This is a genomic window from Cellulosimicrobium composti, assembly GCF_010287905.1.
GTDB classification, from domain to species: domain Bacteria; phylum Actinomycetota; class Actinomycetes; order Actinomycetales; family Cellulomonadaceae; genus Cellulosimicrobium; species Cellulosimicrobium composti.
Genome location: NZ_JAAFAN010000001.1, coordinates 1 through 26334, shown reverse-complemented (window position 1 = coordinate 26334; position 26334 = coordinate 1). Strand labels below are relative to the sequence as shown.

At 75.6% G+C, this 26334-nt stretch carries 26 protein-coding genes; 13 read left to right on the top strand and 13 right to left on the bottom strand.

Annotated elements, in window-relative coordinates:
• Positions 1-78 precede the first annotated feature (78 nt).
• A complete protein-coding gene (locus tag GYH36_RS00130) occupies positions 79-1209 on the bottom strand; it encodes an FUSC family protein (protein ID WP_024840138.1) in 1131 nt (376 codons plus the stop codon).
• 290 nt (positions 1210-1499) lie between these two features.
• On the opposite strand from GYH36_RS00130, the gene GYH36_RS00125 reads away from it, so the two are divergent.
• The 5 genes from GYH36_RS00125 (at position 1500) to GYH36_RS00105 (ending at position 7641) form a co-directional block, all read left to right on the top strand.
• A complete protein-coding gene (locus GYH36_RS00125; protein WP_231492819.1) occupies positions 1500-2849 on the top strand; it encodes an ABC transporter substrate-binding protein in 1350 nt (449 codons plus the stop codon).
• 1 nt (position 2850) lies between these two features.
• On the top strand, positions 2851-3837 hold the full coding sequence (locus tag GYH36_RS00120; RefSeq protein WP_024840136.1) for a carbohydrate ABC transporter permease: 987 nt from the start codon (positions 2851-2853) through the stop codon (positions 3835-3837).
• Entirely contained in the window at positions 3834-4793 is a 960-nt protein-coding gene (locus GYH36_RS00115) for a carbohydrate ABC transporter permease (protein WP_024840135.1), read from the top strand. Before GYH36_RS00120 ends, GYH36_RS00115 begins: the two co-directional genes overlap by 4 nt.
• Positions 4794-4858: 65 nt before the next feature.
• Positions 4859-6052 (top strand): zinc-dependent alcohol dehydrogenase, encoded by a 1194-nt coding sequence (locus GYH36_RS00110; protein WP_024840134.1) that lies wholly within the window; start codon positions 4859-4861, stop codon positions 6050-6052.
• Positions 6043-7641, top strand: coding sequence for a phytoene desaturase family protein (locus tag GYH36_RS00105; protein WP_231492818.1), 1599 nt, complete (start codon positions 6043-6045; stop codon positions 7639-7641). Before GYH36_RS00110 ends, GYH36_RS00105 begins: the two co-directional genes overlap by 10 nt.
• Positions 7642-7661: 20 nt before the next feature.
• On the opposite strand, the gene GYH36_RS00100 is transcribed toward GYH36_RS00105, so the two are convergent.
• A complete protein-coding gene (locus tag GYH36_RS00100; RefSeq protein ID WP_024840132.1) occupies positions 7662-8099 on the bottom strand; it encodes an SRPBCC family protein in 438 nt (145 codons plus the stop codon).
• A 166-nt stretch (positions 8100-8265) separates the two neighbouring features.
• Here GYH36_RS00100 and GYH36_RS00095 point away from each other — a divergent pair, with 166 nt between their 5' ends.
• Both GYH36_RS00095 and GYH36_RS00090 read left to right on the top strand, forming a co-directional pair.
• Positions 8266-8775, top strand: coding sequence for a DUF2243 domain-containing protein (locus tag GYH36_RS00095; protein WP_162288771.1), 510 nt, complete (start codon positions 8266-8268; stop codon positions 8773-8775).
• Positions 8775-9578 carry a cytochrome c oxidase assembly protein gene (locus tag GYH36_RS00090; RefSeq protein WP_162288810.1) on the top strand — a complete coding sequence of 268 codons (804 nt, stop codon included), beginning with the start codon at positions 8775-8777 and terminating at the stop codon, positions 9576-9578. The genes GYH36_RS00095 and GYH36_RS00090 overlap by 1 nt, the downstream gene beginning before the upstream one ends.
• A 29-nt stretch (positions 9579-9607) precedes the next feature.
• On the opposite strand, the gene GYH36_RS00085 is transcribed toward GYH36_RS00090, so the two are convergent.
• Positions 9608-10042 carry a DUF6098 family protein gene (locus tag GYH36_RS00085; protein WP_034603906.1) on the bottom strand — a complete coding sequence of 145 codons (435 nt, stop codon included), beginning with the start codon at positions 10040-10042 and terminating at the stop codon, positions 9608-9610.
• A gap of 200 nt (positions 10043-10242) precedes the next feature.
• On the opposite strand from GYH36_RS00085, the gene GYH36_RS00080 reads away from it, so the two are divergent.
• Positions 10243-10422, top strand: a complete 180-nt coding sequence (locus GYH36_RS00080; protein WP_024840128.1) for a hypothetical protein — start codon at positions 10243-10245, stop codon at positions 10420-10422.
• Between the two features lie 72 nt (positions 10423-10494).
• Here GYH36_RS00080 and GYH36_RS00075 read toward each other — a convergent pair whose 3' ends face one another.
• Genes GYH36_RS00075 through GYH36_RS00065 form a run of 3 tightly spaced genes read right to left on the bottom strand, consistent with a single transcriptional unit; the run spans position 10495 to position 13232 of the window.
• Positions 10495-11856, bottom strand: a complete 1362-nt coding sequence (locus tag GYH36_RS00075; RefSeq protein ID WP_162288770.1) for a cytochrome P450 — start codon at positions 11854-11856, stop codon at positions 10495-10497.
• Complete coding sequence (locus tag GYH36_RS00070; protein WP_155099228.1) at positions 11853-12326, bottom strand: DUF4383 domain-containing protein; 474 nt, start codon at positions 12324-12326, stop codon at positions 11853-11855. The genes GYH36_RS00075 and GYH36_RS00070 overlap by 4 nt, the downstream gene beginning before the upstream one ends.
• Positions 12327-12350: 24 nt before the next feature.
• Positions 12351-13232, bottom strand: a complete 882-nt coding sequence (locus GYH36_RS00065; RefSeq protein WP_024840125.1) for a manganese catalase — start codon at positions 13230-13232, stop codon at positions 12351-12353.
• A gap of 395 nt (positions 13233-13627) precedes the next feature.
• Here GYH36_RS00065 and GYH36_RS00060 point away from each other — a divergent pair, with 395 nt between their 5' ends.
• Both GYH36_RS00060 and GYH36_RS00055 read left to right on the top strand, forming a co-directional pair.
• A complete protein-coding gene (locus tag GYH36_RS00060) occupies positions 13628-14227 on the top strand; it encodes a DUF2231 domain-containing protein (protein ID WP_312028433.1) in 600 nt (199 codons plus the stop codon).
• A gap of 5 nt (positions 14228-14232) precedes the next feature.
• On the top strand, positions 14233-15057 hold the full coding sequence (locus tag GYH36_RS00055; protein ID WP_312028432.1) for an SDR family NAD(P)-dependent oxidoreductase: 825 nt from the start codon (positions 14233-14235) through the stop codon (positions 15055-15057).
• Here the strand turns inward: GYH36_RS00055 and GYH36_RS19415 are convergent.
• From GYH36_RS19415 to GYH36_RS00035, 4 genes are all read right to left on the bottom strand, one after another.
• Positions 14997-15260, bottom strand: coding sequence for a CDGSH iron-sulfur domain-containing protein (locus tag GYH36_RS19415; protein ID WP_024840122.1), 264 nt, complete (start codon positions 15258-15260; stop codon positions 14997-14999). The two genes, GYH36_RS00055 and GYH36_RS19415, sit on opposite strands and share 61 nt — an antisense overlap.
• A complete protein-coding gene (locus tag GYH36_RS00045; RefSeq protein ID WP_162288768.1) occupies positions 15257-16258 on the bottom strand; it encodes a glycosyltransferase family 2 protein in 1002 nt (333 codons plus the stop codon). Before GYH36_RS00045 ends, GYH36_RS19415 begins: the two co-directional genes overlap by 4 nt.
• Positions 16251-17459, bottom strand: a complete 1209-nt coding sequence (locus GYH36_RS00040; protein ID WP_081772264.1) for an iron-containing redox enzyme family protein — start codon at positions 17457-17459, stop codon at positions 16251-16253. The genes GYH36_RS00045 and GYH36_RS00040 overlap by 8 nt, the downstream gene beginning before the upstream one ends.
• 115 nt (positions 17460-17574) lie before the next feature.
• Positions 17575-17832: a hypothetical protein gene (locus tag GYH36_RS00035; protein ID WP_024840119.1), complete on the bottom strand. Its 258-nt coding sequence runs from the start codon at positions 17830-17832 to the stop codon at positions 17575-17577.
• A gap of 275 nt (positions 17833-18107) precedes the next feature.
• Here GYH36_RS00035 and GYH36_RS19150 point away from each other — a divergent pair, with 275 nt between their 5' ends.
• Genes GYH36_RS19150 through GYH36_RS00020 form a run of 3 tightly spaced genes read left to right on the top strand, consistent with a single transcriptional unit; the run spans position 18108 to position 20120 of the window.
• A complete protein-coding gene (locus GYH36_RS19150) occupies positions 18108-19049 on the top strand; it encodes a hypothetical protein (protein WP_024840118.1) in 942 nt (313 codons plus the stop codon).
• Entirely contained in the window at positions 19033-19533 is a 501-nt protein-coding gene (locus tag GYH36_RS00025; protein ID WP_024840117.1) for a phage holin family protein, read from the top strand. Before GYH36_RS19150 ends, GYH36_RS00025 begins: the two co-directional genes overlap by 17 nt.
• Positions 19530-20120: a DUF3618 domain-containing protein gene (locus GYH36_RS00020; RefSeq protein ID WP_024840116.1), complete on the top strand. Its 591-nt coding sequence runs from the start codon at positions 19530-19532 to the stop codon at positions 20118-20120. Before GYH36_RS00025 ends, GYH36_RS00020 begins: the two co-directional genes overlap by 4 nt.
• Before the next feature lie 175 nt (positions 20121-20295).
• Here GYH36_RS00020 and GYH36_RS00015 read toward each other — a convergent pair whose 3' ends face one another.
• The 3 genes from GYH36_RS00015 to GYH36_RS00005 form a co-directional block, all read right to left on the bottom strand.
• Positions 20296-23979 (bottom strand): PQQ-dependent sugar dehydrogenase, encoded by a 3684-nt coding sequence (locus tag GYH36_RS00015; RefSeq protein WP_162288767.1) that lies wholly within the window; start codon positions 23977-23979, stop codon positions 20296-20298.
• Between the two features lie 387 nt (positions 23980-24366).
• Positions 24367-25164, bottom strand: coding sequence for an MBL fold metallo-hydrolase (locus tag GYH36_RS00010; RefSeq protein ID WP_115942664.1), 798 nt, complete (start codon positions 25162-25164; stop codon positions 24367-24369).
• Positions 25161-26334, bottom strand: a 1174-nt coding sequence (locus GYH36_RS00005; RefSeq protein ID WP_162288766.1) for an aldehyde dehydrogenase family protein, incomplete at its 5' end; no start/stop codon positions are given. The genes GYH36_RS00010 and GYH36_RS00005, both read right to left, overlap by 4 nt.

Sequence of the window (26334 nt, the reverse complement as noted above, 5' to 3'; positions counted from 1 at the left end):
GGTCCCGCCACCGGCTGAGTCCGACCAGCCGGCGGGACCGGGGCGGTTCGCGCGTCCCGGCCTCGCGCCGCCCGCCCGTCAGGCGGGCGGGGGCGCGAGCGCCGCGGCGCCGCGCCGCAGGGCGAGCACGACGGCGCCCGCGACGAAGTAGTCCTCGTCCTGCTCGTGCCGGGCGGCGCGCACGGCCTCGCGCAGCTCCTCCGCGCGCTCGTCGAGGTCGTGCAGCGCGTCCGCGTCCGCGGGCTCGGTGCCCACCGAGCCCAGCGCGACGGCGTAGGAGCCCAGCGCTCGGGACGCGAGCGGTCGCAGGCGCGCGCCGAGCGCGAGGTCGTCCCGGTCCTCACGCTCCCACTCGACCAGCAGCCGGACGAGCGACTCCACGACGTCCGCCGACCCTTCGAGCTCGCGCGCCCGGCGGACCTGCGACGCCGCCCAGTCGCGATGCCGGCGCAGGCGGATGTTCGCCCGCGCGGCCTCGCGCGTGCGGGAGACGGCGTCGCGCGCCCGGGTCAGGGTCGGCTCGACCTCGCGGCGCCGCTCCTCCCACTCCTCCGCGGACGGGGGCCGCTCGCCGTCGAGCCCGTCCGCGAGCGCCTCGACCTGGTCGACGAGCGTGTCGCGCAGCCCGTCGAGCGCCTCCTCGGTCGGCGTGAGCGGGAGCGGCGGGACGAGGAGGTTGATCCCGACGCCGATCGCGGCCCCCGCGACGACGAGGCCGGCGTAGGCGCCCACGAACTCGACCTTCGCCGCGTTGCCGATGATGAGCACGAACAGGGCCGACGTCACGGCCCACGTCCCCATCTCGCCGAACCGGCGCCACCCCGCGCACAGCAGCGCGAGACCGACGACGAGCGCCACGGAGGCCGCGCTCGGGTACAGCGCGAGGTCCACGACGCGCGCGATCGCCGCACCCACGAGGATCGCGAGGACGGCCTGGACGGACTCGCGCACGGATCGCGCGAGCGTGCTCGTCGTGGCGACGACGGCGCCCAGCGGCGCGTAGTAGGGGTAGTCGGAGAACGGCTCGGGCGCCAGGACCCCCACGAACCAGGCGAGAGCGGCGGCGATCGCGCCCTTGACCGCGAGCGACCACCGCGGGTGGCGCACCCAGCGCTGCTGCGCCGCGGACAGCACGCCGCGCGCCCGCCTCGCCGCCGCGCGCGCCCGGGCGCCGCGCGCCGGCTCCGTCGTGCCGTCCTCGTGTGTCACGCCCCGAGCGTGCCGCGCCCGGCGGGCGCCCGCACGCGCGCCGTCGCGCCGTCGCACGGGCGCGCGGGCGTGCGGGCGTGCGGGCCGTCGCGGCGGGACCGCGCCGAGAACCGGCTCGACGTGTGTGCGGACGGCGGCGGTGCTTCACTGGCGGCGTCGGTGCAGCCAGCCGCCGACGCCGTCGAGCACCACGGTGGCGTCGCGCACCCCTGCCGTCCCCCGTGGCTCCCACGAGGAGGCAGATGATGGTCCGCCGACGCGGCGCCGCAGCCGCAGCCGCAGGAACGAGCATGGTGGTAGCCGCCCTGGCCCTGACGGGCTGCGCCCAGGGCACGGGAGACGAGGGCGCGGACGTCGACTTCTCGGCCGACGGGTCGCCGTCCGGCGAGCTCTCGGTCATGGGGTTCGGGACGGGCGACGAGATCGGCGAGGTCCGGTACGACCGCGCCACGCAGGACCTGGAGGGCGTCGACGTGCGCCTCGCGGAGGGCGAGCTCGACATCCAGGCCTTCCTGTCGGCCGTCGCGTCGGGGAACCCGCCGGACCTCGTCTACGCCAACCGGGACCAGATCGGCACGTTCGCGTCGCGCGACGCGATCCTCCCGCTCGACGAGTGCGTCGACGCCGAGAGCGTCGACCTCGACGCGTTCGTGGACACCGCCGTCGAGCAGGTGACGTTCGACGGCAGCGTGTACGGCATCCCCGAGTTCAACCAGGTCCAGGTCACCATGGCGAACGCGGACCTGCTGTCGGCGGCGGGGCTGACGGTCGACGACGTGAACGGGTCCGACCGCGACGCCGTCACCGCGGCGAACGAGGCGCTGATGCGCACCGACGGCGGGACGCTGAGCGTCATCGGGTTCGACTCGAAGCTGCCGGAGTTCCTGCCCCTGTGGGCGAAGGCCGCGGGCGCCGACCTGCTCTCCGAGGACGGGCGGACGGCGCAGCTCGACGCGCCCGAGGTCGTCGAGGCGCTCGAGTGGGCCGTCGGGATCTACGACGCGCAGGGCGGCTTCCCCGCCGTGAAGACCTACCGCGACTCGGCGGACTTCTTCGGGGCCGGCAACCAGTTCGCCACGGGCGTGCTCGGCGCGATGCCGATGGAGCAGTGGTACATCAACGTCCTCAACGAGTCGTCGCCCGACGCGCCCATGGCGTTCGACGCCGTGCGCACGCCCGACGGCGACGCGATCGCGTTCGCCTCCGGCTCGGCCTGGGCCGTGCCGCGCGGCAGCGAGAACCCCGCCGCGGCGTGCCGGTTCGCGCGCCTCATGACGGAGACCGACGCGTGGGTGCAGGCGGCGCAGGCGCGCGCCGACGCGAGGGCCCAGGACGGGCTCGTGTTCACCGGCGTCCTCACCGGCAACGAGGAGGCGGACGAGCAGATCCGCGAGGACCTCGTCCCGGACGACGCGCCGCAGCCCTGGCAGGACGCGATCGACGCCATGTACGAGGCGAACGACGCGACCTTCGCGCTGCCCGCCAACCCCGCGGACAACGAGTTCGAGACGGCCTGGCAGGACGCGGTGAACCGCGTGCTCAACGGCCAGCAGGAGCCGGCGGACGCCCTGGCCCAGGCGCAGGACGAGGCCCAGCAGGCGCTCGACGACGCGTGGGCGCGGTGGGACGAGGAGGACTGAGGTGACGACGCCCGTCGCGCCGGCCCTGCCGACGCCGGCCACGGGCGGGTCGCGCGAGGCGCCGGTCCGGCGCCGTCGCGCGCGCCCCAGCCCGTCCGAGCGGCGCGAGCGCAACGCGGCGCTGCGCTTCATCAGCCCGTGGATCGTCGGCTTCGTCGTCTTCACGGCGTGGCCGATCCTCTACAGCGCCTACCTGTCGCTCACGGACTACGACGTCATCAACGACCCGACGTTCGTGGGCCTCGACAACTACCGCGAGATGGCGCAGGACCCGAAGGTCGCGCTGTCGCTGTGGAACACGCTCGTCTACACGGTGGTCCAGGTGCCGCTGTACACGGTCGTCGCGCTCGCGCTCGCGCTCCTGCTCAACCAGGCGGCGCGCTCCGCCGGGTTCTTCCGGACTGCGTTCTTCATCCCGAAGATGACGCCGCCCGTCGCCGTCGGCGTGCTCCTGCTCCTGCTGTTCAACGGCCAGTACGGGATCGTCAACGAGGTGCTGTCGTGGGTCGGCATCCAGGGCCCGTCGTGGACCACGGACCAGGACTGGATCAAGCCCGGCCTCGTCCTCATCAGCCTCTGGACCGTCGGGTCGGCCGTCATCATCCTGCTCGCCGCGCTGCGCAACGTGCCGAACGACCTCTACGACGCGGCCCGCGTCGACGGCGCAGGCTTCTGGCGCCGCACGCGCGCGGTGACGGTGCCGATGATCTCCGGCGCCCTGTTCTTCGTCGTCGTCATCAACACGATCGCGGGCTTCCAGATGTTCACCGAGGCGTACTCGGCGTACTTCGGCGCCGGGAACTCGACCTACCGCAACGACGCCGCGCTGTTCTACGTGATCTACCTCTTCCAGGAGGGGTTCCAGGAGCTGCACATGGGGTACGCCTCGGCGCTCGCGTGGCTCCTGTTCGTCGTCATCATGCTCGTCACGGTCGTCCAGCTCGTCGTGTCCCGACGGCTCGTCTACTACGAGGGGGAGCAGCGATGACCACCGCCCCCTCGTTCCCCCGCCCCGCGGTGAGCGGCGCCGGCGCGGCGACCGACCCCGCGGCCGGCACCCCCGAGACGCTCGGGCCTCCCCCGCCGGCGCGACCGGCACCGAGCGCTCGCGGGCCGCGGCGCCGGTGGCTGCGCGCCGTCGTGCTCGCCGCGCTCGTGCTCGCGACCGTCGCGTTCGTCTACCCCCTGCTGTGGCTGCTCTCGGCCTCGTTCAAGCCGCGCGCCGAGGTCTTCGACAACCGGCTCGTGCCGCGCACGTTCACGCTCGACAACTACGTCACGGTGTGGCAGGAGGCGCCGCTCGCGCTCTGGCTCGGCAACACGGTCGTGGTGACCGTGCTCGCGGCCGGGCTCGTCACGGTGTCGAGCGCGCTCGTCGCGTGGGGGTTCGCGTTCTTCCGCTTCCGGGGCCGCGGGCCGCTGTTCGGGCTCGTGCTGGCGACGATGATGCTGCCCGGTGCGGTGACGATGATCCCCACGTTCCTCATCTGGAACCAGCTGGGGCTCGTCGGGACGAACGTGCCGCTGTGGGCGGGCAACCTCTTCGCGAGCGCGTTCTACGTGTTCCTGCTGCGGCAGTTCTTCCTCGGCCTGCCGCGCGAGCCGTTCGAGGCGGCGCGGCTCGACGGCGCGAACAACTGGCAGATGTTCTGGCGCATCGCGGTGCCGCTGTGCCGGCCCGCGCTCGTCCTGACGTTCCTCTTCGAGGCGCAGGCGTCGTGGACCGACCTCATGCGGCCCCTCATCTACCTGCAGGACTCGTCGACGTTCACGATCCCGCGCGGTCTCAAGGCGCTCATCGACCAGTTCGGCCCGGGTGGCGAGTCGCAGTGGGAGGTCGTCGTCACGGCCTCCGTCATCACGACGCTCCCGATGATCCTCCTCTTCTTCCTCGGCCAGCGGCACTTCGTCGAGGGGGTGGCGACGACGGGGAGCAAGGGCTGAGCCCGGCGCACGACGCCGGACGCACGACGCACGACGCACGACCATCGACGGAAGGACGGCAGACCATGCGAGCACTGACCTGGCAGGGACGCGAGAAGGTGAGCGTCGAGGACGTGCCCGACCCGCGGATCGAGCAGCCCACCGACGCGATCGTGCGCGTCACGTCGACCGCGATCTGCGGCTCCGACCTGCACCTGTACGGCGTGCTCGGGATGTTCCTCGACGCGGGCGACGTCCTGGGTCACGAGGCGATGGGCGTCGTGGAGGAGGTCGGCCCCGAGGCGGGGAACCTCCGGGTCGGCGACCGCGTCGTCGTCCCGTTCAACATCGCGTGCGGGCACTGCTGGATGTGCGAGCGCGGCCTGCAGACCCAGTGCGAGACGACGCAGGTCCGCTCCCAGGACAAGGGCGCCGCCCTCTTCGGGTACACGAAGCTCTACGGCCAGGTCCCCGGCGGCCAGGCCCAGTACCTGCGCGTCCCGCAGGCGCAGTACGGGCCCGTGGTCGTGCCCGACGACGGGTCCCCGGACGAGCGCTACCTCTATCTCTCCGACGTGGTCCCCACGGCGTGGCAGGCGGTCGAGTACGCGGACGTCCCGCCGGGCGGCACGGTCGTCGTGCTCGGGCTCGGGCCGATCGGCCAGATGGCGGCCCGCATCGCGCTGCACCGCGGCGCGGGGCGCGTCGTGGGCGTCGACCTCGTGCCGGAGCGCCGCGCGATGGCCCAGCGGCACGGCGTCGAGACGATCGACCCGACCGCCGTCGACGACCTCGTCGCCGCGGTGCGCGACCTCACCTCCGGCCGGGGCGCCGACTCCGTGATCGACGCGGTCGGCATGGAGGCGCACGGGTCCCCGGTCGCGGAGACCACACAGAAGGTGGTCGGGGTCCTGCCCGACGCGATCGCCGCGCCGCTCACCGAGCGCGCCGGGACCGACCGTCTCGCGGCCCTGTACGCGGCGATCGACCTGGCCCGGCGGGGCGGCACGATCTCGCTCTCGGGCGTCTACGGCGGCGCGAAGGACCCCCTGCCGATGATGCAGCTCTTCGACAAGCAGCTGACCCTGCGCATGGGGCAGGCGAACGTGCGGCGCTGGACCGACGACCTCCTCCCCCTCGTCGCCGACGTCGCCGACCCGCTCGGCGTCCTCGACCTGCGCACGCACCGGCTCCCCCTCGAGTCCGCGCCGGACGCGTACCGCACGTTCCAGCGCAAGGAGGACGGCTGCATCAAGGTCGTGCTCGACCCGTGGGCCTGACCACCGTCGACGCCGTCGTCGTGGGGGCGGGTCCGAACGGGCTCGTCGCCGCGAACGCGCTCGCCGACGCGGGGTGGGACGTGCTGGTCCTGGAGGCGCAGGAGACGTGGGGCGGGGCCGTGCGGGACGCGGAGGTCGCGGCGCCGGGGTTCCGCACGGACCTGTTCAGCGCGTTCTACCCGCTCGCCGCCGGCTCGCCCGTGATCCGGGGCCTGCACCTCGAGGACCACGGGCTGTCGTGGTCGCGCGCGCCGGACGTGCTCGCCCACGCGCTCGACGACGGCCGTGCCGCCGTCCTGCGCGCGCGCCCCGAGGACACCGCCGCCGGCCTCGACGAGTTCGCCGCCGGGGACGGCGACGCGTGGCTCGAGCTCGTGGCGGGCTGGGACCGCGTGCGCGACGCGCTCCTCGACGCCCTGTTCAGCCCCCTGCCGGCGGCGGGTCCGGTGCTGCGCGTGCTGCGCCGCCTCGGGGCGGCCGGCACGCTCGACCTGGCCCGTCTCGCGGTCCTGCCCGTGCGACGCCTCGCCGACGAGTCGTTCCGCGGCGAGGGCGGGGGCCTGCTGCTCACGGGGAACGCGATGCACGCCGACGTGCCGCCCGACGCCGCGGGCAGCGGCGTCTTCGGGTGGCTGCTCGCCATGCTGGGGCAGGACGTCGGGTTCCCCGTCCCCACCGGCGGGGCGGGGCGACTCCCGGACGCGCTCGTCGCGCGCCTGCGCGCCCGCGGCGGCGACGTCGTCACCGGGGCGCGCGTCGACCGGGTGCACGTGGTGCGCGGCCGCGCCGTCGGCGTGAGCACGGCCGACGGCCGCCAGGTGCGCGCGCGCCACGCGGTGCTGGCCGACGTGAGCGCGCCCGCGCTCTACCTCGACCTCGTCGGCGCCGACCGGCTGCCGCCGCGGCTCGTCCGGGACCTCGGGCGGTTCCAGTGGGACCACCCCACGCTCAAGGTGAGCTGGGCGCTCGACCGCCCGGTGCCGTGGACCGCGCCGGGCGCCCGGACCGCAGGGACGGTGCACCTCGGCGTCGACCGGGCGGGTTTCGTCGACGTCGCCGCGGCCCTGTCCCGGGGCCAGGTGCCCGAGCGTCCGTTCCTCGTGCTCGGGCAGATGACGACGGCGGACCCCTCGCGCTCCCCCGCCGGGACCGAGTCCGCCTGGGCGTACACGCACGTGCCCGAGGGCGTGCCGTGGTCGACCGACGTCGTCGCGGCCGAGGTCGCGCGCATGGAGGGCGCGGTCGAGCGCGTCGCGCCCGGGTTCGCCGACGCGGTCGTGGGCCGCTTCGTCCAGACCCCGGCCGACCTCGAGGCCGCCGACGCGAACCTCGGCGGCGGGGCGATCAACGGCGGGACGTCCGCGGTCCACCAGGAGCTCTTCCTCCGGCCGACCCCCGGGCTCGGCCGCCCCGAGACCCCGGTCACGGGGCTCTACCTGGCGAGCGCCTCGGCCCACCCGGGTGGCGGCGTCCACGGCGCGTGCGGCTGGAACGCCGCGCGGGCCGCGCTCGCCGCCGCCGGACCCCGGGGCGCGCTGCGGCGCGCGCTCGTGCGCACCGCGTGGGGGCGGCTCCTGCGCGACGGCTGACGGTGCGCGTCCGCGGCGGGCTACGGCGAGCGGTGCTCGGCGAGGAACGCCAGGCGGCGCAGCGTCTCGACGTTGCGGGGGGCGATCACCGCGCTGCGCAGCGGCCGGGGCACGAGCGTGCCGGGGCCCTTCGCGGCGTCCTCGGCGATCCGGATCGCGCAGCCGTCGGGGGCCGGGACAACCTCGACGCGGACGCGCGCCTCGCCCGCGGGCCAGCCCCGCGCCTGCAGCTCGATCCCCCGCCCGGGGTCCCACGCGCGCACGACGGTCTCGTCGTTCAGCAGGGCGGGCCACAGCCCCACCGAGTGCAGGATCTTCGACCCCGGGGCGGGCCAGGCGGCGTCGACGGCGCGGATCCGCGCCGTGCCGACGACCCACGTCGAGTACGACCAGCCGTCGGCGAGCACGGCCAGCACCGCGTCGGGAGAGCACTTCGCCTTGCGCGTGACGGTCACCATGAGGCGACGCTAGTCGCGCACCCGGCACTGGCAACCGCTCCCGGGGCCCGGGCGCGCGCGGTCCTGCGGGGGGTCCGCGGTGGCCCGAGTGCGCGCGTGCGCGCGCCGCCCGACGTAGCGTGAGGACCGCGAGCACGGGGCACCGGAGCCCCGGGGAGGAGGTGCCGTGGGCAGCGCGAGCCCCGCGCGGGAGCGGGACCGGCCGGCGCCGGACGGCGCGCCCGCCGCCGACCGCCGGACCCTCGTCTCGGGGGTCCTGTTCGGGTGCGGCGTCGCGGCGTCGATCATCGACCCGTTCGTGTTCCACCTCGGCCTGCAGTGGCACCACTTCTACGACCTCTCGACGACGCACGTGGCGCTCCTGGCCGACGGCGTGTTCCACGCGGTGGGCTGGTTCGTGACCGTGTGGGGGCTGTTCCTCCTCGCGGACGTGCGGCGCCGCGGCGACGTGCGGTGGGGTCGGTGGGTCGGCGCGGTGCTCGTCGGGGTCGGCGGCTTCCAGCTCCTCGACGGCGTGCTCAACCACAAGATCCTCGGGATCCACCAGATCCGGTACGGCGTGGACCTGCTGCTCTACGACGCCGTGTGGATCGGCTCCGCGGTCCTCGTCCTCCTGGCCGGGCTCGTGGTCGCGCGCCGGACGCGTCCCGCGCGGGCGGGCGCCGGGGCCGCGTGATGCACCCCCACGAGCACGCGGCCGCGGGGCCGCCGCTGCTCGCCGTCGTGGCCGTGCTCGCCCTCGCCGCGGGCGCCGTCGCGTACGCCGCCGCGCTGCGGGCGTCGCGCGCGCGGAGCCCGTGGCCGGTGGGGCGCACGCTCTGCTGGTACGCCGGGCTCGCGTGCGCGGGCGCGGCCACCGCGGGTCCCCTCGCCGACGCCGCGCGCACGGGGTTCACGGCGCACATGGCCGGGCACGTCCTCCTCGGCATGCTCGCGCCGCTGCTGCTCGTGCTCGCGGCGCCCGTGACGCTGCTGCTGCGCGCCCTGCCGCCCGCGCGGGCGCGGCGCGTCGTCGCCGTGCTGCGCTCGCCCGTCGCGCGGTGGGGCGGGCACCCCGTGGTCGCGGCGGTGCTCGACGCGGGCGGGCTCTGGGTCCTGTACACGACCGGGCTGTTCCACCTCGTGCACGCGTCGGCGCCCGTGGCGCTCGTGGTGCACGCGCACGTGCTCCTGGCGGGCTGGCTCCTCACCGCGTCGCTCGTGGGTCCCGACTCGCACCCGCACCGCGCGTCCTTCCGCGTGCGGGCGACCGTTCTCGTCGCGTTCGTCGCCGCGCACTCGGTGCTCGCCAAGTGGCTCTACACCCACCCGCCCGCCGGGGTGGCTGCCGCCGACGCGCGTGCGGGGGCCCAGCTCATGTACTACGCGGGCGACGCCGTCGACGTCGCGCTCATGGTGCTCGTCGCGGCCGGCTGGTACGCCGCGTCGCGGCCGCGCGACGCGCTGGCCCACGGCCGCGCGCGGCCCGGCGTCGCCTGAGCGCACCGCCCCGGCGTGCCGCCGCGGCCTCACGTGCCGTCGTCGCCCGCGTCGAAGACCTCGCGGTAGAGCCGGCCCGCCTCCTCGACGACGGCCGGGTCGACCGACGCCGCGGGCACCACGTCGACGAGCAGCGGCTCGCAGTCCGGGCCGCGCCCGGCGACCGTCCCCGTGAGGAGCCACGGGAACCGCTCGGGCGTCATGAGGTGCGCGTACTGGCACAGCTGGCGCGCGACCCAGTGCTCCACGGGGCGGTCCCACCACGGCTCGGGGTTCATCGGGTTGACGCTCAGCCCGGGGAGCAGGCAGCCGCTCTCGTGGTCGCGGCTCGTCGCGGCGGCGTCCTGGTCCGGGCCGCCGCTGAACCGCACGTAGAGCGGGTGCACGACGGCGGCGAGCTCGGTGACCTCCGCGAGCCTGCGCAGCCGCGGCAGGCCGTCGAGGGCGCTCGGCTCCTCGGGCATGGGATACCTCCTGGGCAGACGGCGCCGCGGCGGCCGGCCCGTTCTCGACGCGCCGCGACGGCATCCTGCGGTCAGGCTACGAGCGCCCCGGGACGCCGGCATCCCGGGCCTGCGAGGGTCCACGGGCCGTGCGACGGTGGCAGGGCCCGGTCGCCGTGCGCGGCGCGGGCGCAGCACCGAGACCCGACCGAGGAGGCCCCATGAGCGAGAACGACGAGCGCGGCTACGACCCCGCCGAGGACCCGGACGCCGACCCGAGGTCGCTCAACCCCCGCGAAGGACGCCAGGCGGTCGGCGGTGAGACGCAGGACGCCGACCCTGACGCCGAGCCAGGCAACCTCAACCCGCGCGGCGGGGAGGACGCGTCCGGCGGCGCGTGACGCGACCGCCGAGACGGCGCGAGGAGGGCCCGGGCGGTCGCGACCGTCCGGGCCCTCGTCATGGGCGTCGGCCTACGCCGCCGCGGCGGCGGCGCGGGACGCATCGATGCCGTGCCGTGCCGTCCCGGTGCGCAGGCCGAAGCGCAGCCCCATGTGGTCCATCGTGGGCGGCAGGGGGTCCTCCGCGAGGTAGCGGCCCCGGCTGACGACGAGGTCGGGCCCGGCGAGCCGCGCGAGGGTGTGCGACGCCAGGAGGAGCACGACGTTGCGCCCGGGGCAGGAGACGGGACCGGCGCTGAACGGCACGAGGCCCCAGTCGGCGTCGGCGCGTCCGTCGAGCCACGCCTCGGGTGCGAACGCGTCCGCGAACGGGAGCCGGCGGGCGTCCCGGTGGAAGTACGCGCTGAGCACCACGAACCCCGTCCCCGCCTCGAACGTGCGCGCGCCCCACCGCACGGGCTCGGTCGCGTCCCGCAGGATCGCGAGCGTCGTCGGCCAGAGCCGCACCGCCTCGAGCACGCACCCGCGCGCGTAGGGCAGCACGCCGGGTCCGCGTCCGGACGTCGTGAGCTCCGTGAGGAGGCGGTCGCGCACGGCCGGGCGGGCCGCGGCGACCGCGAGCGCGCGGAACGTCGCAGCGCCCGCGGCGTCGAACGCGAACAGCCAGTGCGGGATCTGCCGACGCACGGCGTCCGCACCGCCGGCGTCGCGCCCGCGCGCGGCGAGCGTGCCCGGCTCCGCGACCGCCACGTGCTCGGCGATGCGGCGCTCGAGCGCCGCGCGGAGCCAGGGCCGCCGCGGGCGGAACCAGGACCAGTTCCCGTCGCGCCGCAGGGCGTCGAGCAGCGCGACGAGCCGTTCGTCGTCGCGCGCGCCGCGCCCGAGGACGACGGTGCGCACGAGACGCCACCACGCGGCGGCGAACGCGTCCCACTCGAGCCGTCCGGACGCCTCGACGGCCGCGACGAGCGCGCTCGTCTCGCGCTCGACCACGGCCACGAGCGCGTCGCCGTCCCGGTGCACGGGCTCGCTCATGTCGAGCACCGCCTCGTTGTACGGGCGGCGCTCGGCCCGCTCGGCGAGCGGCGAGACGAGGACGCCGTCAGGCTGGAAGTGCGCGAGCGCGCCGCGCTTCTCCCAGGACGCCGGGGTGAACGGCTCGGGCGAGCCTGCGAGGATCCGCTCGACGTGCTCGGGCCGGGTCGCGAGGACCATCCGTCGCCCGCCGAGCCGCACGACGAGCGGCGCCCCGTGGTACCGGGCCCGCAGCCCGTCCAGCACGCGGCGGGCCGTGCGGTCCACCTGCCGCCGCTCGGCCCACGCCGTCGCCCGCGGTCGGCGCACGATCGCGCCCTGGGCGACGAGCGGACCGAGCACGTCCCGCAGGACGCGCCCGGTCTCGCCCGCCGTGAGGTCGACCGGCGTGTCGGTCATGCGCCCGCCCGGGCGGCCGGGGTCGTGGGACCGGTCGCCCGGCGCGCGGGCCACAGCGCGATCACGAGGCCCGCGGCCGCGCTCACCGCGTGCAGCACGTTGTCCGCGCCGTTGATGTTGAGGACGTTGGCCTCCGGGTCGTTCACGACGATCAGCCCGTAGACGAACGCGGCCCCGTAGCCGATCGCGAGGATCCAGCCGTAGGTCCGGGCGCTCGCCGACCTGCTCCACAGGAGCACGCCGAGCAGGCCGATCAGCAGGTGGACCACGTTGTGCAGCGGGTTGATCGCGAAGACGAGCAGCGTCTGCGAGTGGTCGTGCACCGTCCACTCGTCGAAGCCCGTGATCGCGAAGCCGACGACGCCCACCAGCAGGTAGACGATCCCGATGACGAGCGCCAGGTACTGGTGGACGCCCCGGGCGGGTCGCTCGGCCCGTGCTTCGTCCCGGGGTGCGGATGCGGCGGTCATGACGGTCTCCTCTCCGTCGTCCGGTCAGTCCTTGTGGAGCGCGTCCTTGACGGCGCCCTTGGCCTTCTCGAGCGTCGAGGGCTTGCCGGTCGTGCCGTGGAAGCGCTCGTCGGGCTGGGTGGGCGGGGGCATCGGCACGCCCGCGGGCGGCTCGGCGACGTACGTGAACTCGCCCTTGCCGTCCGGGGTCGGACCGCTCGCCCAGCGCCCCTCGGACGCGTGCTCGCCGTCGGAGAAGTTGATGTACTGGTAGGACACGTCCCGGTCCTCCTTGGAGATCGGGAAGGTGCTGGGCACGGGCAGCTCCTCGACGCCCTCGTCGCGCAGCTCCTGCGCCGCGGCGAGCCACTGGTTCTGGTGCATCGTGTCGCGCGCGAGCAGGAAGGACAGGAGGTCCTTGACGCCGCGGTCGTCGGTCATGTGGTAGAGCCGCGCGACCTGGACGCGGCCCTGCATCTCCGCGTTCGCGTTGGCGGTGAAGTCCGCGAGCAGGTTGCCGCTCGCCGTGACGTAGCCGGCGTTCCACGGGTTGCCGTTGGAGTCGACCGGCCGGGCGCCCGCCCCTGCGACGATCGCGTGCTGCGGGTCGGTCCCACCGATGATCGCGGCGACGGTCGGGTCGTTCTGCACGGCGCCCTCGACGAGGCCGACGGGCGCCTTCTCGAGGAGCTGCGCGATCATCGTCGCGAGCATCTCCACGTGACCGAACTCCTCGGCACCGATGCCGTAGAGCAGGTCGCGGTACTTGCCGGGGATGTGGGCGTTCCAGGACTGGAAGCCGTACTGCATGGCCACGGTGATCTCGCCGTACTGCCCGCCCAGGACCTCCTGGAGCTTGCGGGCGTAGACGGCGTCCGGGCGGTCGGGGGTGGCCTTGTGCTGGAGCTCTTGACGGTGGAAGAACATGGTCTCTCCCTCGGGGAAGTCGGCCCTGCGGGCACGGGCGTGCACGCGAGGACCACGGCACGCGCCCCGTTCTCGACGCGTCGAGCGTCCGTCCAGCGTGTGCCCGGCCGCTCCCGGTCGCATCTGGGCGCGGCCCGACCCGCAACTTCACCCGCTGCGGGCGAGCCAGGGCACCGCCCGCCGCCCTAGCGTGGGTGCCGTCGCGGGGCGGGCCGGTGAAGAAGCCCGCCGGACGCCTGCCCCGCGGCTATACCCCTCGCCACATCCCCTCGTCCCCCGTCCGCCGGGACGGGGGCGACGTGCGTCCGGGCCGGCGCGCGCGAGCGCGCGCGTTCGTGCCTACGGTCGTCGGACCGCTCGGGGACGCCGAGCGCGACGACCCGACAGGAGCGACCGTGACCGGACCCCGCACCGCCGTCGACGACGGCACCGAGACCCCCGTCCTCCTGCGCCTGGCGCGCCGCCTGGAGGACTCGACCGCCCTCGACGACCTGTCGAGCGCCGTGCGCGGCGTCGCGCTCGCCCTCGTGCCGTCGCACGGGCGGCTGCGCGAGGAGCTGCACGGCCGCTCCCTCGGCCATGCCCTCCACGCGACCCTGACCGACGTCCCGGTCGGCCTCTGGACGAGCGCCGCGGTGCTCGACCTCGTCGGGGGCGAGCGCAGCGCTCCCGCGGCGCAGCGGCTCGTCGGGCTCGGCCTCCTGTCGGTCGCGCCCACGGCGCTCACCGGCCTCGCCGACTACCTCGACGTCGACCGGCGCGCCCGGCGCGTCGGCGCGGTGCACGCCGCGCTGAACTCCGGCGTCTCGGTCCTGTACGGGGCGTCGTGGCTGCTGCGCCGCGGGGGCCGGCGCCGCTCGGGGATCGCCGTGTCCCTCGCCGCGTACGGGCTGGCCGGGGCGAGCGCGTTCCTCGGCGGGCACCTCGCCCAGGCGCTGCGCGAGCCGCCCGCCGAGACCGCGCTGAGCGACGGCGACGCGCCGGACCTGCCGTGAGGGCCGTGGCCCGCCCGCCCGAGGACCGCGGCGTCGCGCTCGTCACGGGCGCGACGAGCGGGATCGGCCGTGCGCTCGCGACCGAGCTCGCGCGACGCGGGCACGACGTGCTCGTCGTCGCCGACCGGGACGTCGACGTCACCGTGCGCGCTCTCGAGGCGCACGGCGGCACGCACACCGGGCTGACGGCCGACCTCGCGACGCCGCGCGGCGTCGCGGCGACCGCCCGGCGCGCGCGCGAGCTCGGCGCGTCGACCCTCGTGCTCAACGCGGGCGTGGGCGTGCACGGGGCGTTCGCGCGCACCCCGCTCGAGGACCAGCTGCGCCTCATCGACCTCAACGTCCGCTCCGTCGCGCACCTCACGCACCTGCTCCTGCCGGACCTCCTCGCGGAGGGTCGCGGCCGGATCCTCGTGACGGCGTCCGTCGCCGGGGAGATGCCGGCGCCGCACTTCGCGACGTACGCCGCGTCGAAGGCTTTCCTGCGCTCGTTCGCGTGGTCGCTGCGGGGCGAGCTCGCGGGGACCGGGGTGACGGTCACGGCCCTGCTCCCCGGCCCGACGCGCACGCCGTTCTTCCGCGAGGCCGGGATGGAGCGCACCCACGTGGGCCGCCTGCCCAAGCCGAGCGCCGCGCGGACGGCGCGCCGCGCCGTGGACGCGCTCACCCTCGGCCGGCCCGAGGTCGTCACGGGCGTGCAGGGTGCGGCGATGGTCGCCGTGGCGCGCGTCCTCCCCCAGCCGGCGCGCGCCGCGTTCCACGGCTGGTTCTACGCGCCCGTCCCGCCGTCGCTCGCGGTGCCGCGCACGTCGTCGTCCCCGCTGCGGTAGCCGTTGACCTTGTGCGTCCCGTCGCACCACGGCGGGATCGCGGTGCCGCCGCACCGGCACAGCGCGACCGTCGCGCGGTGCCGCTCGATCTCGCGGCCCTCGGGGTCGACGAGCCGCGCGGGCCCGCGCACGAGCAGCGGACCGTCGGGGCAGGCCGTCACGGTCACCTCGTCGGCGCGGCCCGCGCCCCCGGCGGCCGTCACCGGGCCACCGCCTGGGCCGCGCGCCGCAGCTCGGCCTCGGAGTGGGCCGCACGGCGGATCCTCGTCCCGGCGTACGGGACGCCGCCCCGCACGCGCCAGGCGAGCGCGACCCACACGCACACCGCGCGCTCGACGAGCCACGCGGGCGCCCACAGCGCGGACGTCGCGGGCCAGGCCGCGGCGCACCCGGCGACGCGCCGTCCTGCCTCGGCGACCGCGACCACCGCCGCCAGGACGACCACCGGCACGGCCGCCCACGTCGCGCGCACGGTCCCGCTGGACCGCGCCGCACCGACGGCGCACCCGGCGAGCAGCGGCGCGAGCGCGAGCTCCGCGACGAGGCGCGCGGGCTGGGCGAACGAGTCGTAGGCCTGGCGCACGCGCTGCTCGACGAACGTCCGGACCCGAGGCGGGCGGCGGACCACGAGGAGGTCGGGCCGGTGCTCGACGCGCCCGCCGCGGGCGCGCACCGTCCGCTCGAGCTCGAGGTTCTCGAAGAGGACGCGCGCGTCGTACCCGTCCGGCCCGAGCGCGTCGCGCCGCAGCACCACCGTGCCGGCCCAGTCGTGGCCGAGCGCGCGGTTGACGAGGGAGCGCGCGGTGTCCCAGCGCGCGTGCCACGGCAGCGGGTCGAACACGTTCTGCGGCACGACGGCGTCGGCACGGTCCAGCCCGGCGAGGGCGCGGTCGAGCGTCGCCGCGTCCCACCGCACGTCGTCGTCCGCGACGACGACGCGCGGCGCCGACGTCGCGGCGAGCGCCGCGAGCACGCCGACGACCTTCCCGTTCGAGCCGGGAGGCGGCGGCTCGACCGCGACCGTCCGGGCGGCGTCGCCCCACGCGGCGGCGTGCCGCGCGCGCACGGGCTCGGGCGAGCCGTCCGCGACCACGACCTCGACGCGGCGGGCGAGGCCCGCCACGTACCGGGCCAGCTCCGCCACGGACCGCTCGTCGACGCCCGGTCGGCGCAGCGGCAGCACGTAGGCCACGTCAGCCACGCGGCGCGCCTGCCGTCCCGGTGGCGGGCGACGCCGTCACGGGTCCGGGCACCGGGTCGAGCGGCACGCGCAGCGCCGAGGCGCCCTGCTGCCAGCGCTCGAGCGCGTGCGCCGCCACGTCGCCCTCGACGGCGAGGCACGCGGCGGCGCCCAGCAGGACGTCGTCGCGCAGGGCGGGCTCCTGCTCCACGAGCCGGCCCGCGAGGTCGCGCGCGGCGATCTGCTCGTGGACGGCGTCGGCCTCGACGTGCTCGTCGAAGTACCACGTGGTGTCCGCGTCGTGGCCGAGCCGCCGGAACCCGTTGCCGTAGAGCCGGCTCGGCACCGACGACGTCATCTCGAACGCGGCCAGGTGGCCCACGATCGCGCCGCGCAGGCGACGGTGCAGTCCGAAGAGCGACATCGTGTTGAGCGCCGCGAGCGCGACGGCGGGCACGGCGTCCACGTAGCGGCCGTACGTGTCGTCGAGGCCGACGCCGCGCATCGCCTGCGCGAACAGCTCCGCGTGCATGCGCCCCGGGCGCCCGCCGCCGTACTCGTCGGCCTGGATCTCGACGAGCGCCGCCTTCGGCGCGCCCGCGAGCCGCGGGACCGCCCACGTGTGCGGGTCCGCCTCCTTGAGCTGGTAGAGCGACTTCAGCGCGAGGAGCTCGCGCGCCTGCTCCGCGTCGGCGCGCTTGGCCACCCAGCGCGACAGGCTCGGGCCGTCGTCGGCCGCGGCGAGCTCGAAGAGGCGCCGCGCGACGCCCGCCGCGTCGGTCGCGGCGCACGCGGGCTGCCCGGCGCGCTCGCGCACCGCGGCCTCGAACGGGACCTCGAGCCGCGCGCGCAGGGCGAGCAGGGCCGGCTCCCACTCCCAGTCGTCGTCGACGCCGTCGACGCCGCGGTAGTGGAGCTCGTAGAGGACCGCGAGCGCGAGCTGGACGTCGTCGTCGCGCAGGAGCCGCCCGGACGCGGCGTCGAGCGCACCCGTCGCGGCGTCGTCGACGGGCCGCAGGGCCGCTGCCGCGTCGGGGCCGGGGGCCTCGGCGAGCGCGGCCAGGAGGGCGGCGCTCAGCGGGCCGCGCGGCTGCGGCAGGGGCAGCCGCCCGGCGCCGGGGGTCGCGGCGGCGGTGGCTGGTGAGCCGGCCGGGGCGATGCCGTCGGTCGCGGGACCCGGGACGGCGGCCGGGGCGTGGGTGGGGACGGCGGTGGAGGTCATCACGGGCTCCTGGCACTCGCACGGACGGCGCCCTTGCCGGCGCCACCGTCATGCTCCCCACGGACCGCCCGACTCGCGAGCCGAACCGCTCCTCGCCGGGCGGTCCGAGGCAGCATCAGCCCTGCTCGGAGCCCTGCGGTGACGTCGCGGACGTACCGTGCCGCGTGAGCTCGGCGAGGAAGTGGTGGCACTGCTGCGCGCGCTCCGCGTCCTGCGCCATCACCTGCTCGAAGAACGCGGCGATCTCCTCCTTGCCCGCGTTGCGGGCGTCCCGCACGTACTGGCCGTAGTCGTGCCCGGCCTTGAGCGAGTGGTACTGCACCGAGATGAGGTCGAACGTGACGTCGTCGAACCCGGTCTCTCCTGTGGCCATGGTCGGAACCTCCTGCGCCCGGGGGCGCGGTCGTGCGCCGGGGCGGCCCGGCGCGGGGACGGCCGGCTGCTGGACCACCTCCCACCGTCGCAAGGTCGGGCCCGCTCGCAACCCGCGCGCGGACCCGCCCTCCCGGGTTGTGTGCGACCCGCCCGCGCCTACCGTGAGGAGTGGTCCAGGAAGGGGCCGTACCGGCGGAGCGAGCGCCCGGAACGGCCCTGCGCTCCGCCACCAGTCACGCCGCCGAGGCGGCGACGACGACGGGAGTGGGGACCATGAGCGAGACGAACGTGCCGTACGGTTCGGGACCCGGTGCGCCGGGTGCCGGGACGTCCCAGGACACGTCCGGGAGCGGCAGCGCCGCGACCGGGATCAAGGACCGCGCCGGCGAGGCCGCGTCGCACGTGGGCGACGCCGGGCGGGACGTCGCGCAGGACGCCAAGGAGCGGGCGCGCGACGTCGCCCACGAGGCGACCGACCGCGCGCGCGGCCTGGTCGACCAGACGCGGACGGAGCTGAGCGAGCAGGCCCGCACGCAGCAGGACCGCCTCGCAGGTGGGTTGCGCGCCCTCGGCGACGAGCTGCGCCAGATGGCCGACGGCACCGAGGACCCGGGGTACGCGACGGACGTCGTCCGCCGTGTCGGCGACGCGACGGGCCAGGTGGCGCAGTGGTTCGAGGACCGCGAGCCGGCGTCGGTGCTCCACGAGGTCGAGGACTTCGCCCGGCGCCGGCCGGGCACGTTCCTCCTCCTCGCCGCGGGCGCGGGGCTCCTCGTGGGCCGGCTCGTGCGCGGCATGAAGGACGCCCCCGACACCGGGGACGGCTCGCAGGAGCGCGGCGGCGCGGCGGCGTCCGGCACGCGGGGCGCCCACGCGGCACCCGTCACGGGCGGAGCCACCGCCGCGGGCGGGCCGGGCGTCACGGGCGGCGCCGGCGTCACGGGCGGGACCGGCACCACCGGCGTCACCGGAGGGACGGGCGCGGCCGGGACGACGGGCGCGACCGCGCCCGCGGGCACGACCGGCACCCCGGCGGGCGGTGCGCCCGACATCGGGACCGCCGGCGCGTTCCCGGGCCTCGCGAACGAGCGCCTCGCGCAGGACCCCGACGTGGCGACGTCGGCGGAGGGCGAGCGCCCGCCGTCGTTCCCGCCCACCACGCCCGGGACCCGCGCCGACCGGCCGGGAGGGGGCCCCGATGTCGTACACCCCTGACCCGTTCGCGGCCGAGCACACCGCACGGCACACGGCCGGCGGCCCCGACCCGGGTGTCGCGCCCGCTCCGGCGGCCGCGGGACCCGCCGGGCCGCCTGCCGACCAGCAGAGCGTCGGAGAGCTCGTCGCCGAGGTGAGCCGCGACCTGTCGACCCTCATGCGGCAGGAGGTCGAGCTCGCCAAGGCCGAGGCCAAGCAGTCGGCGCAGCGCGCCGGGAAGGGCGCGGGCATGCTCGCGGGCGCCGGGGTGGCGGGCCACATGGTCCTGCTGTTCCTCTCCGTGGCGCTGTGGTGGGCGCTCGGCGCCGTCATGGGCCGTGGTTGGTCCGCCGTCGTCGTCGCGGTGCTCTGGGCGGTCGTCGCCGCGGTGCTCGCGGCGCGCGGGCGCAAGGAGCTCCGCACGGTCGAGGGCATGCCGGAGACCACGGACACCCTCAAGAAGATCCCGAACGCCGTCCGAGGACACGAGGAGAAGAACTCATGAGCACCAGCGATCCGGAGGAGATCCGGGCGGACATCGAGCGCACGCGGACCGAGCTGAGCCGCGACGTCGACGCCCTCGGGGAGAAGGTCAGGCCCGGCAACGTCGCGCGACGCCAGGTGGACCGCGTGCGGTCGGGCGTCACGAGCGTCAAGGACCGGGTCATGGGCAGCGCGCACGACGCCACGGCGTCGGCGCACGACGCGTCGCACGGCGTCGCCGAGCGCGGCCGCGACGCAGCCTCCTCGGTCGCCGACACCGTGGGCTCCGCCCCTCGGGTGGTGCGCGAGCAGACGCAGGGCAACCCGCTCGCCGTGGGCCTCGTGGCGTTCGGCGTGGGCCTCGTCGTCGCGTCCCTCCTCCCGTCGAGCCGCGCCGAGCAGCGCGCCGCCGTCGGGGTCAAGGAGAAGGCGGCCCCCCTCGTCGAGGACGTGAGGTCCACGGCGCAGGAGGTCGTCCAGGACCTCAAGGAGCCCGCGAAGGAGGGCGCCGAGGCCGTCCGCGACGCCGCGAAGGACGCCGCGCAGTCCGTGGGGCAGCACGGCAAGGAGGCCGCGGCCGACGTCCGCGACCAGGTGCGCGAGGGCTGACCTCCGCACGACCGACCATCCGCACGGCGAAGGGCCCGGGCGACGCGTGCGTCGCCCGGGCCCTCGTGCGTCACCGGCCGTGCCGGGCGGCGGCCGGCCGCCCGGCACCCGAGCGCCGGGTGAGGCGGCGTCGGACGTCCGCCTCACCCGGCGCGCCGGGCGCGTCAGCGCGGCGTCAGCCGCACGTCAGCGCGTCGTGCTCGGCGGTGATCGTCGCGGTCCTCCCCTCGGCGTCGGTCGCGGTGACGGTCGCGGTCCCCGCGTCGATCGCGCCGGACCGCGCGTTGAACGCCTGGTACGCGTTCGCGCCCGGGGCGACGTTCTCGACCGTCTTGGTGCCGTACGGCGTCTCGAGCGTGACGGTCAGCGGGACGTCGTCCTCGTTGAGCGCCCGCACCGCGACGTACGCCTTGCCGGCGAGGCAGCGCGCCTGCGCGGTCACCGTGACGTCAGGACCCTCCCCGCCACCGGCCGGGAGACCCGTGAGGTACTCGAAGCCCGTCGTGACGAAGTCGTCGCCGTCGGGCGCGAGGTCCCACTCCATGACGTAGTACACGACGCCTGCCTCCTGCGCCGCGGTGAGGATCTCCTGCAGCGGCACGTCGCCCTCGCCGAGGTTGGTGAACGTCGGGCGTCCGCCCGCGTTCAGCCCGGTGGCGTCCTTGACGTGGATCAGCTCGATCCGGTCGCCGTACTCGGCGATGAGTGCCGGGACGTCGACGCCCGCGTGCGCGGCCCAGGCCACGTCGAGCTGGAACGTCACGTACTCCGGGTTCGTCTCGCGCACGAGGATCTCCCAGGCCGAGAGCGTCTCGCCGTCGTGCTCGTACGTGGTGCGGAACTCGCTGTCGTGGTTGTGGCCGAAGAACTTCTCGAACCCGGCCTCGACCGCGCGCTCCCCGAGCCGGTTCATGGCCTCGGCCGTCGCGAGCGTGTTCTCGTACGTGCCGATGCCCGGGCCGGGCCAGCCGCCCGAGCCGACGTACTCCTGGCCGAGCGTGCCGACGTACTCGAGGGTCTGGTCGAACGTCGCCTCGTTGACGTCGTAGTGCGACGACTTCACGCTCAGGCCGTAGGAGTCCGCGAGCGCCCGGAACTCCTCGGCCGTGTAGCCCGCGAAGTTGCCGCCGTAGGGCTCGATGTTCTCGAACCCGATCTCGGACAGGCGCTCGAGCACGGCCTCCAGGCCGACCTCGTCGACCCACGGGATCAGCGAGTACAGCTGGATCGACACCTGGTCGACCGGCACGACGACCGGTCCGCCCGTGCCGCCGCCGGCCGCGAAGGAGATCGCGTCGACGTCCACGCCGCCGGTGGTCGTCACGACGAGCGAGCCCGAGCCCTCGGGCACACCGGTCAGCGCCTGCGTGACGTCCTGCCAGCCCTCGCCCGTGAAGGCGAAGTCGGCCAGCGTCTCGGCGGCGTCCGACCCGTCGGCCTGCCAGCCGAGCGTGACGGTGCCCTCGCCGCTGCCGCGGACGGTGATCTCGTCGATCGTCTCGCCCGTCGGCGCGTGCACGAGCGCCAGCGGGCGGTACGTGAACGAGTCGCCCTCGTCGAACGAGGTGACGTAGCGCCCGGCGTCGGCCGCCGCGTCCTCGACGACCTCGACGCCCTCGGACGCGTCGAACCACTCGGCCTGCTGGACCTCGGGCTTGAGGACGTGCGTCGCCTCGCCGGTGATGGCGGGGACGTCGCCCTGGGGCTCGTCCGTGTAGGTGACGACGAGCGTGCCGTAGATCTTCTCGCCCGCACCGTGCTCGACGGCGTCGGGGCTCGTCTGGATCGTGAAGCCGCAGCCCGCCTCGGTCTCCGTGGCGCTGCCGCTCACCTCGGGGTGGGCGTGCTCGTTGTGCCCGAGACCGAAGGTGTACTGGATGTCGCTGCACACCGGCTCGTCGCCGTCCTCGGCGTCGTGCACCGAGACCGTGTACGGGACCGCGTCGCCCCAGTCGAAGATCGCGCCGTTCGGCTGGTCGAGCGTGACGACGGGTGCGGTGTTGCCCACCGTGATCGGCTGGACCGCGAGGCCGTAGTTGCCCTGCGGGTCGGTCACGCGCAGCTGCACGTCGAACCGGCCGAGCTCGGTGAACGTGTGCGTCACCGTCTCGCCCTCGGCGTCGTACTCGCCGTCGGCGTCGAAGTCCCACTCGAACGTGAGCTCGGCGTTCGGGCTCTCGGCGTCCGAGCTGCCCGACGCGTCGAACGTCACCTCGAGCGGTGCCTCGCTGCCCGAGATCGGGTCGGCCGAGATCACGGCCTGCGGGGTGGCGTTGTCCGACCCGTAGGTGATCCGGTAGAGGCCCGCGTCGGGGTTCTGGCGGAAGAAGCCGTCACCGTACTCGAGCACGTAGAGCGACCCGTCCGGGCCGAACTCCATGTCCATGACGTTGTCCCAGATCGGCTGGCCGACCGCCTCCAGGTGCGCGTTCGGCAGGAAGTCCTCGACCGCGGTGACCTCACCGTCGGACGAGAGCTCGTCGAGCGTGAACGCGACGACGTAGTCCTGCGAGAACTCGGCCATGAACGGCTTGCCGTCCCAGTAGTCCGGGAACTTGCCCGGCACGTCCGGGTAGTCCGCGGAGCGGTAGACCGGGCCGCCCATGGGGGCCTGGCCGCCGCCGCCCAGCTCGACCAGCGGGTCGAGGAGCGCGGGCTGGTCGCCGGGGCGGTCGCCGTAGTACACCTGCGGGGCGGTCGCCGGCGGGAGCACGTCCAGACCGGTGTTCCACGTCGAGTTGTTCTCCGCGCCGGCCTCGCAGTCGAACCACGGGCCGGGGGTGCGGGTCTCGAAGTCCCACTCGTTGTAGTTCGCGTTGGGGCCGTGGCAGTACGGCCAGCCGCCGTTCATCGGCTCGGTCGTGAGCTGCCACTCGACGTAGCCCATGGGGCCACGGTCGGGGTTGGCGTTCGCCGCGTCGGGGCCGTAGTCGCCCCACACGAGCGCACCGGACTCGACGTCGTAGTCGATCCGGAAGGGGTTGCGCACCCCCGTCACGTAGATCTCCTCGCGCACCAGGTCCTCGGAGCCCTCGTACTGCGGGTCGTCGAACAGGTTGCCCTCGGGGATCGTGTACGTGGTGCCGGGGCCGACCTCGGCGTCGGCGGGGATGTCCTCGATCGGGTTGATCCGCAGGATCGAGCCGCGCAGGTCGTTCGTGTTGCCCGCGCCGCGGCGGCTGTCGAAGCCGGGGTTCATGCGGGGCGCGTTGTTGTTCGGGGCGTACCCGTCGGCGCCGGGAGCGCTGGCCGGCGTGTTGTCACCGGTCGACAGGAAGAGGTTGCCCTCGTCGTCCCACGCCATGTCCGCGCCGACGTGGCAGCACTGCCCGCGCTGGGTGTCGACCTTGAGGATCGCGCGCTCGCTGTCGAGGTCGAGCGTGCTGTTCTCGGCGTCCCACGTGAACCGCGAGAGCTGGTTGTAGCCGAGCCACCGGTCCCAGTAGCTCTCGTCCTCCCCCGCCGGGAGCGAGTTCGGCGCGCTCCCCTGCGGCGTCGTGGTGGGGTACTCCACACCCGTCGCCGAGGTGCCCTCCATGACGCGCGGCGCGTACACGAGGTAGACGTACCCGTTCTCCTCGAAGTCGGGGTCGAGCGAGATGCCCTGGAGCCCGTCCTCCGAGTTCGCGTACACGTCGAGCTTCGCGATCTGGGTGGTCTGCCCCGTCGCGGGGTCGGTGAGGCGGACGACACCGTCACGCGCGGTGTGCAGCACGCGCGAGTCCGGCAGCACGGCGAGGTCGATGGGCTCGCCGACGTCCTTGGTGAGCAGGATCTTCTCGTAGTCGTTCCAGTCGATCTCGGCCGCCGCGTCCTGCGCGGCTGCCGCCTCCTCCCCGTGACCGGGATGAGCGCTCACACCGCTCACGGAGAGGGGTACCAGCAACGCGGCGGCCAGCGCCGCGGCGGCACCTCGGGCGAGCCTGCGACGGCTCGTGGATGGTCTGCGCACAACGTCCTCCCTGACGTGGTTCTGCCGTGGTCCCCGGCCAGCAGCGCGACGCCTGTGCTCGACGCCGCGTCCTTCGACGATCTCCGCTGATCGGTCGACCCCGTTGGGCTGCGGGCCTCGACGGCGAGGCCCCCGTGCGACGGGCGGACCCGAGCCCGCCCGCGCACTGCGCTCGACCCTACGGCGGACTTTCGCTCGTGCCAAGTCAGAAGTCGGAAAGTGAGACCAAAAGTTGCGCCGTGATGCTTACCAAAGTGGTGGGGAATCGTGCCGCGCCGCACACCCCGGCCCGACTCAGTCCACCCGCAGGCCCACGGTCGCGCCGCGCGCGACGGGCCGCAGCTCCACGCCGGGCAGCTCCGGCGAGCGCGCGAGGAAGTCGCGCAGCGGGCTGCGGAACACGCCGTAGTCGTCGTGGTGGATCGGCACGACGAGCGGCACGCCCACGCGCCGGACCAGGTCGGCGCCCTGCACGTCGTCCATCGTCACGGTCCGGCCGAGGATGCGCGTCCCGCCCAGGTGCGCGACGACCGAGTCCAGGTGCGGGAACGCGCGCGCGACGACGTCGACGTGGTCGCCCGTGAGCGTGTCGCCCGTGACGTAGACCTGGGTCTCGCGCCGCCCGTCCACGCGATGGGTGTAGACGGTGCCCATGACCTCCGGCAGGAGCGCGCGCAGGAACCCGCGCGCGTGGATCGCCGGCACGGACTCGACCTCCAGGGTCTCGGAGCCGGAGCGGAACGTCTCCACCGTGCCCGTCGGCATGCCCACGGTCGCGAAGTGGTGGCGCGCGAGGCGCCGCGCCGCGGACGGCGTCGTGAGGAGCGGCACCTGGCGCGTGAGGCCGCGGCGTGCGACGCGGTCGAAGTGGTCCCCGTGCAGGTGGGACAGGACGACCGCGTCGAGCGGGGGCAGGTTCGCCGGGCCGAGCGCGGGCTCGGTGCGGCGGCGGGACGCGAGGCCCTTGCCGAGGTAGGCCCACTGGCCGCGGTGCAGGAAGTTCGGGTCGGTGAGCACCGTGAACCGGCCGAACCGCAGGAGCGACGTCGCGGTGCCGCCGAACGTGAGCGTGGCGCTCGCACGCCCGGTCACGGCTCCCCCAGCCCTTCGAGGTGGACCGCCTTGCGTACCGTGAGCTCGTCGAGCAGGTCCGGCCCGTACCCCGCTCCCCCGCCGCTGCCGCGGCGCGGGTCGGCGGAGCCGCCGGGCGCGCCGCCGAACACGGCGTTCACCTTGACCGTGCCGACGTCGAGCACGTCCGCCGCGCGCAGCGCGTGGTCGAGCGAGGGCGTGAGCACCGTCGCCGCCAGCCCGTACGCGGACGCGGACGCGCGGCGCAGGCCCTCCTCGAAGTCGGCGACCCGCACGACCGGGGCGACGGGACCGAACGTCTCGACCGTGAGCAGGTCGACGTCGTCGGGGCACCGGTCGAGCACCGTGGGCGCGAAGAACGAGCCGGGGCGCTCGATCCGCCGCCCGCCCGTGACGAGGCGCGCGCCCGCGTCGAGCGCCCCCTGCACGTGCGCCTCGACGACGGCGAGCTGGTCGGCGTCGACGAGCGGGCCCAGCGTCGTCGCGGCGTCCGCGGGGTCGCCCACGACGACGTCCTCCTCGACGATCCGCGCGAGCTCGGCGACGACGGCGTCGGCGACCTCCTCGACGACGTACGCCCGCTCGACGGCCGTGCACAGCTGGCCGCCGTTGGTGAACGCGCCGGTCGCGATCTGCCGCGCGGCGAGCACCGGGTCGACGCCCGCGTCCACGACGAGCGGGTCCTTGCCGCCGTTCTCGAGCAGCACCTTCGCCCCGCGCGCGCCGGCGACCGCGGCGATGCGCCGCCCGGCCGCGGTCGAGCCGACGTGCGCGACGAGCGCGACGTCGTCGTGCGCGACGACCGCCTCGCCCGTCCGGCCGTCACCGCTGACGACGCGCAGGACGTCCGGCGGGAGCGCGCCCGCGACGAGCCCCGCGAGGCGCACCCCGGGGGCGTCGCTGCGCTCCGACGGCTTGTGCACCACGGTGTTGCCGGTGACGAGCGCCGCGGCGAGCAGCCCGGCGGCCGCCGGGTAGGGGTCGTTCCACGGCGTGATCACGGCGACGACGCCGCGCGGCTCGCGGCGCACGACGTCGAGCGCGGCGGGGTCGCCCGCGAGCACCCGGCCCGCACGACCGAGGCCCGCGACCGCCGCCTCGTCGAGCAGGTCGGCCGCGACCTCCGCGGACGCCCGGGCCTCGTGCTCGAGCCGTCCCGTCGTCGCGCGC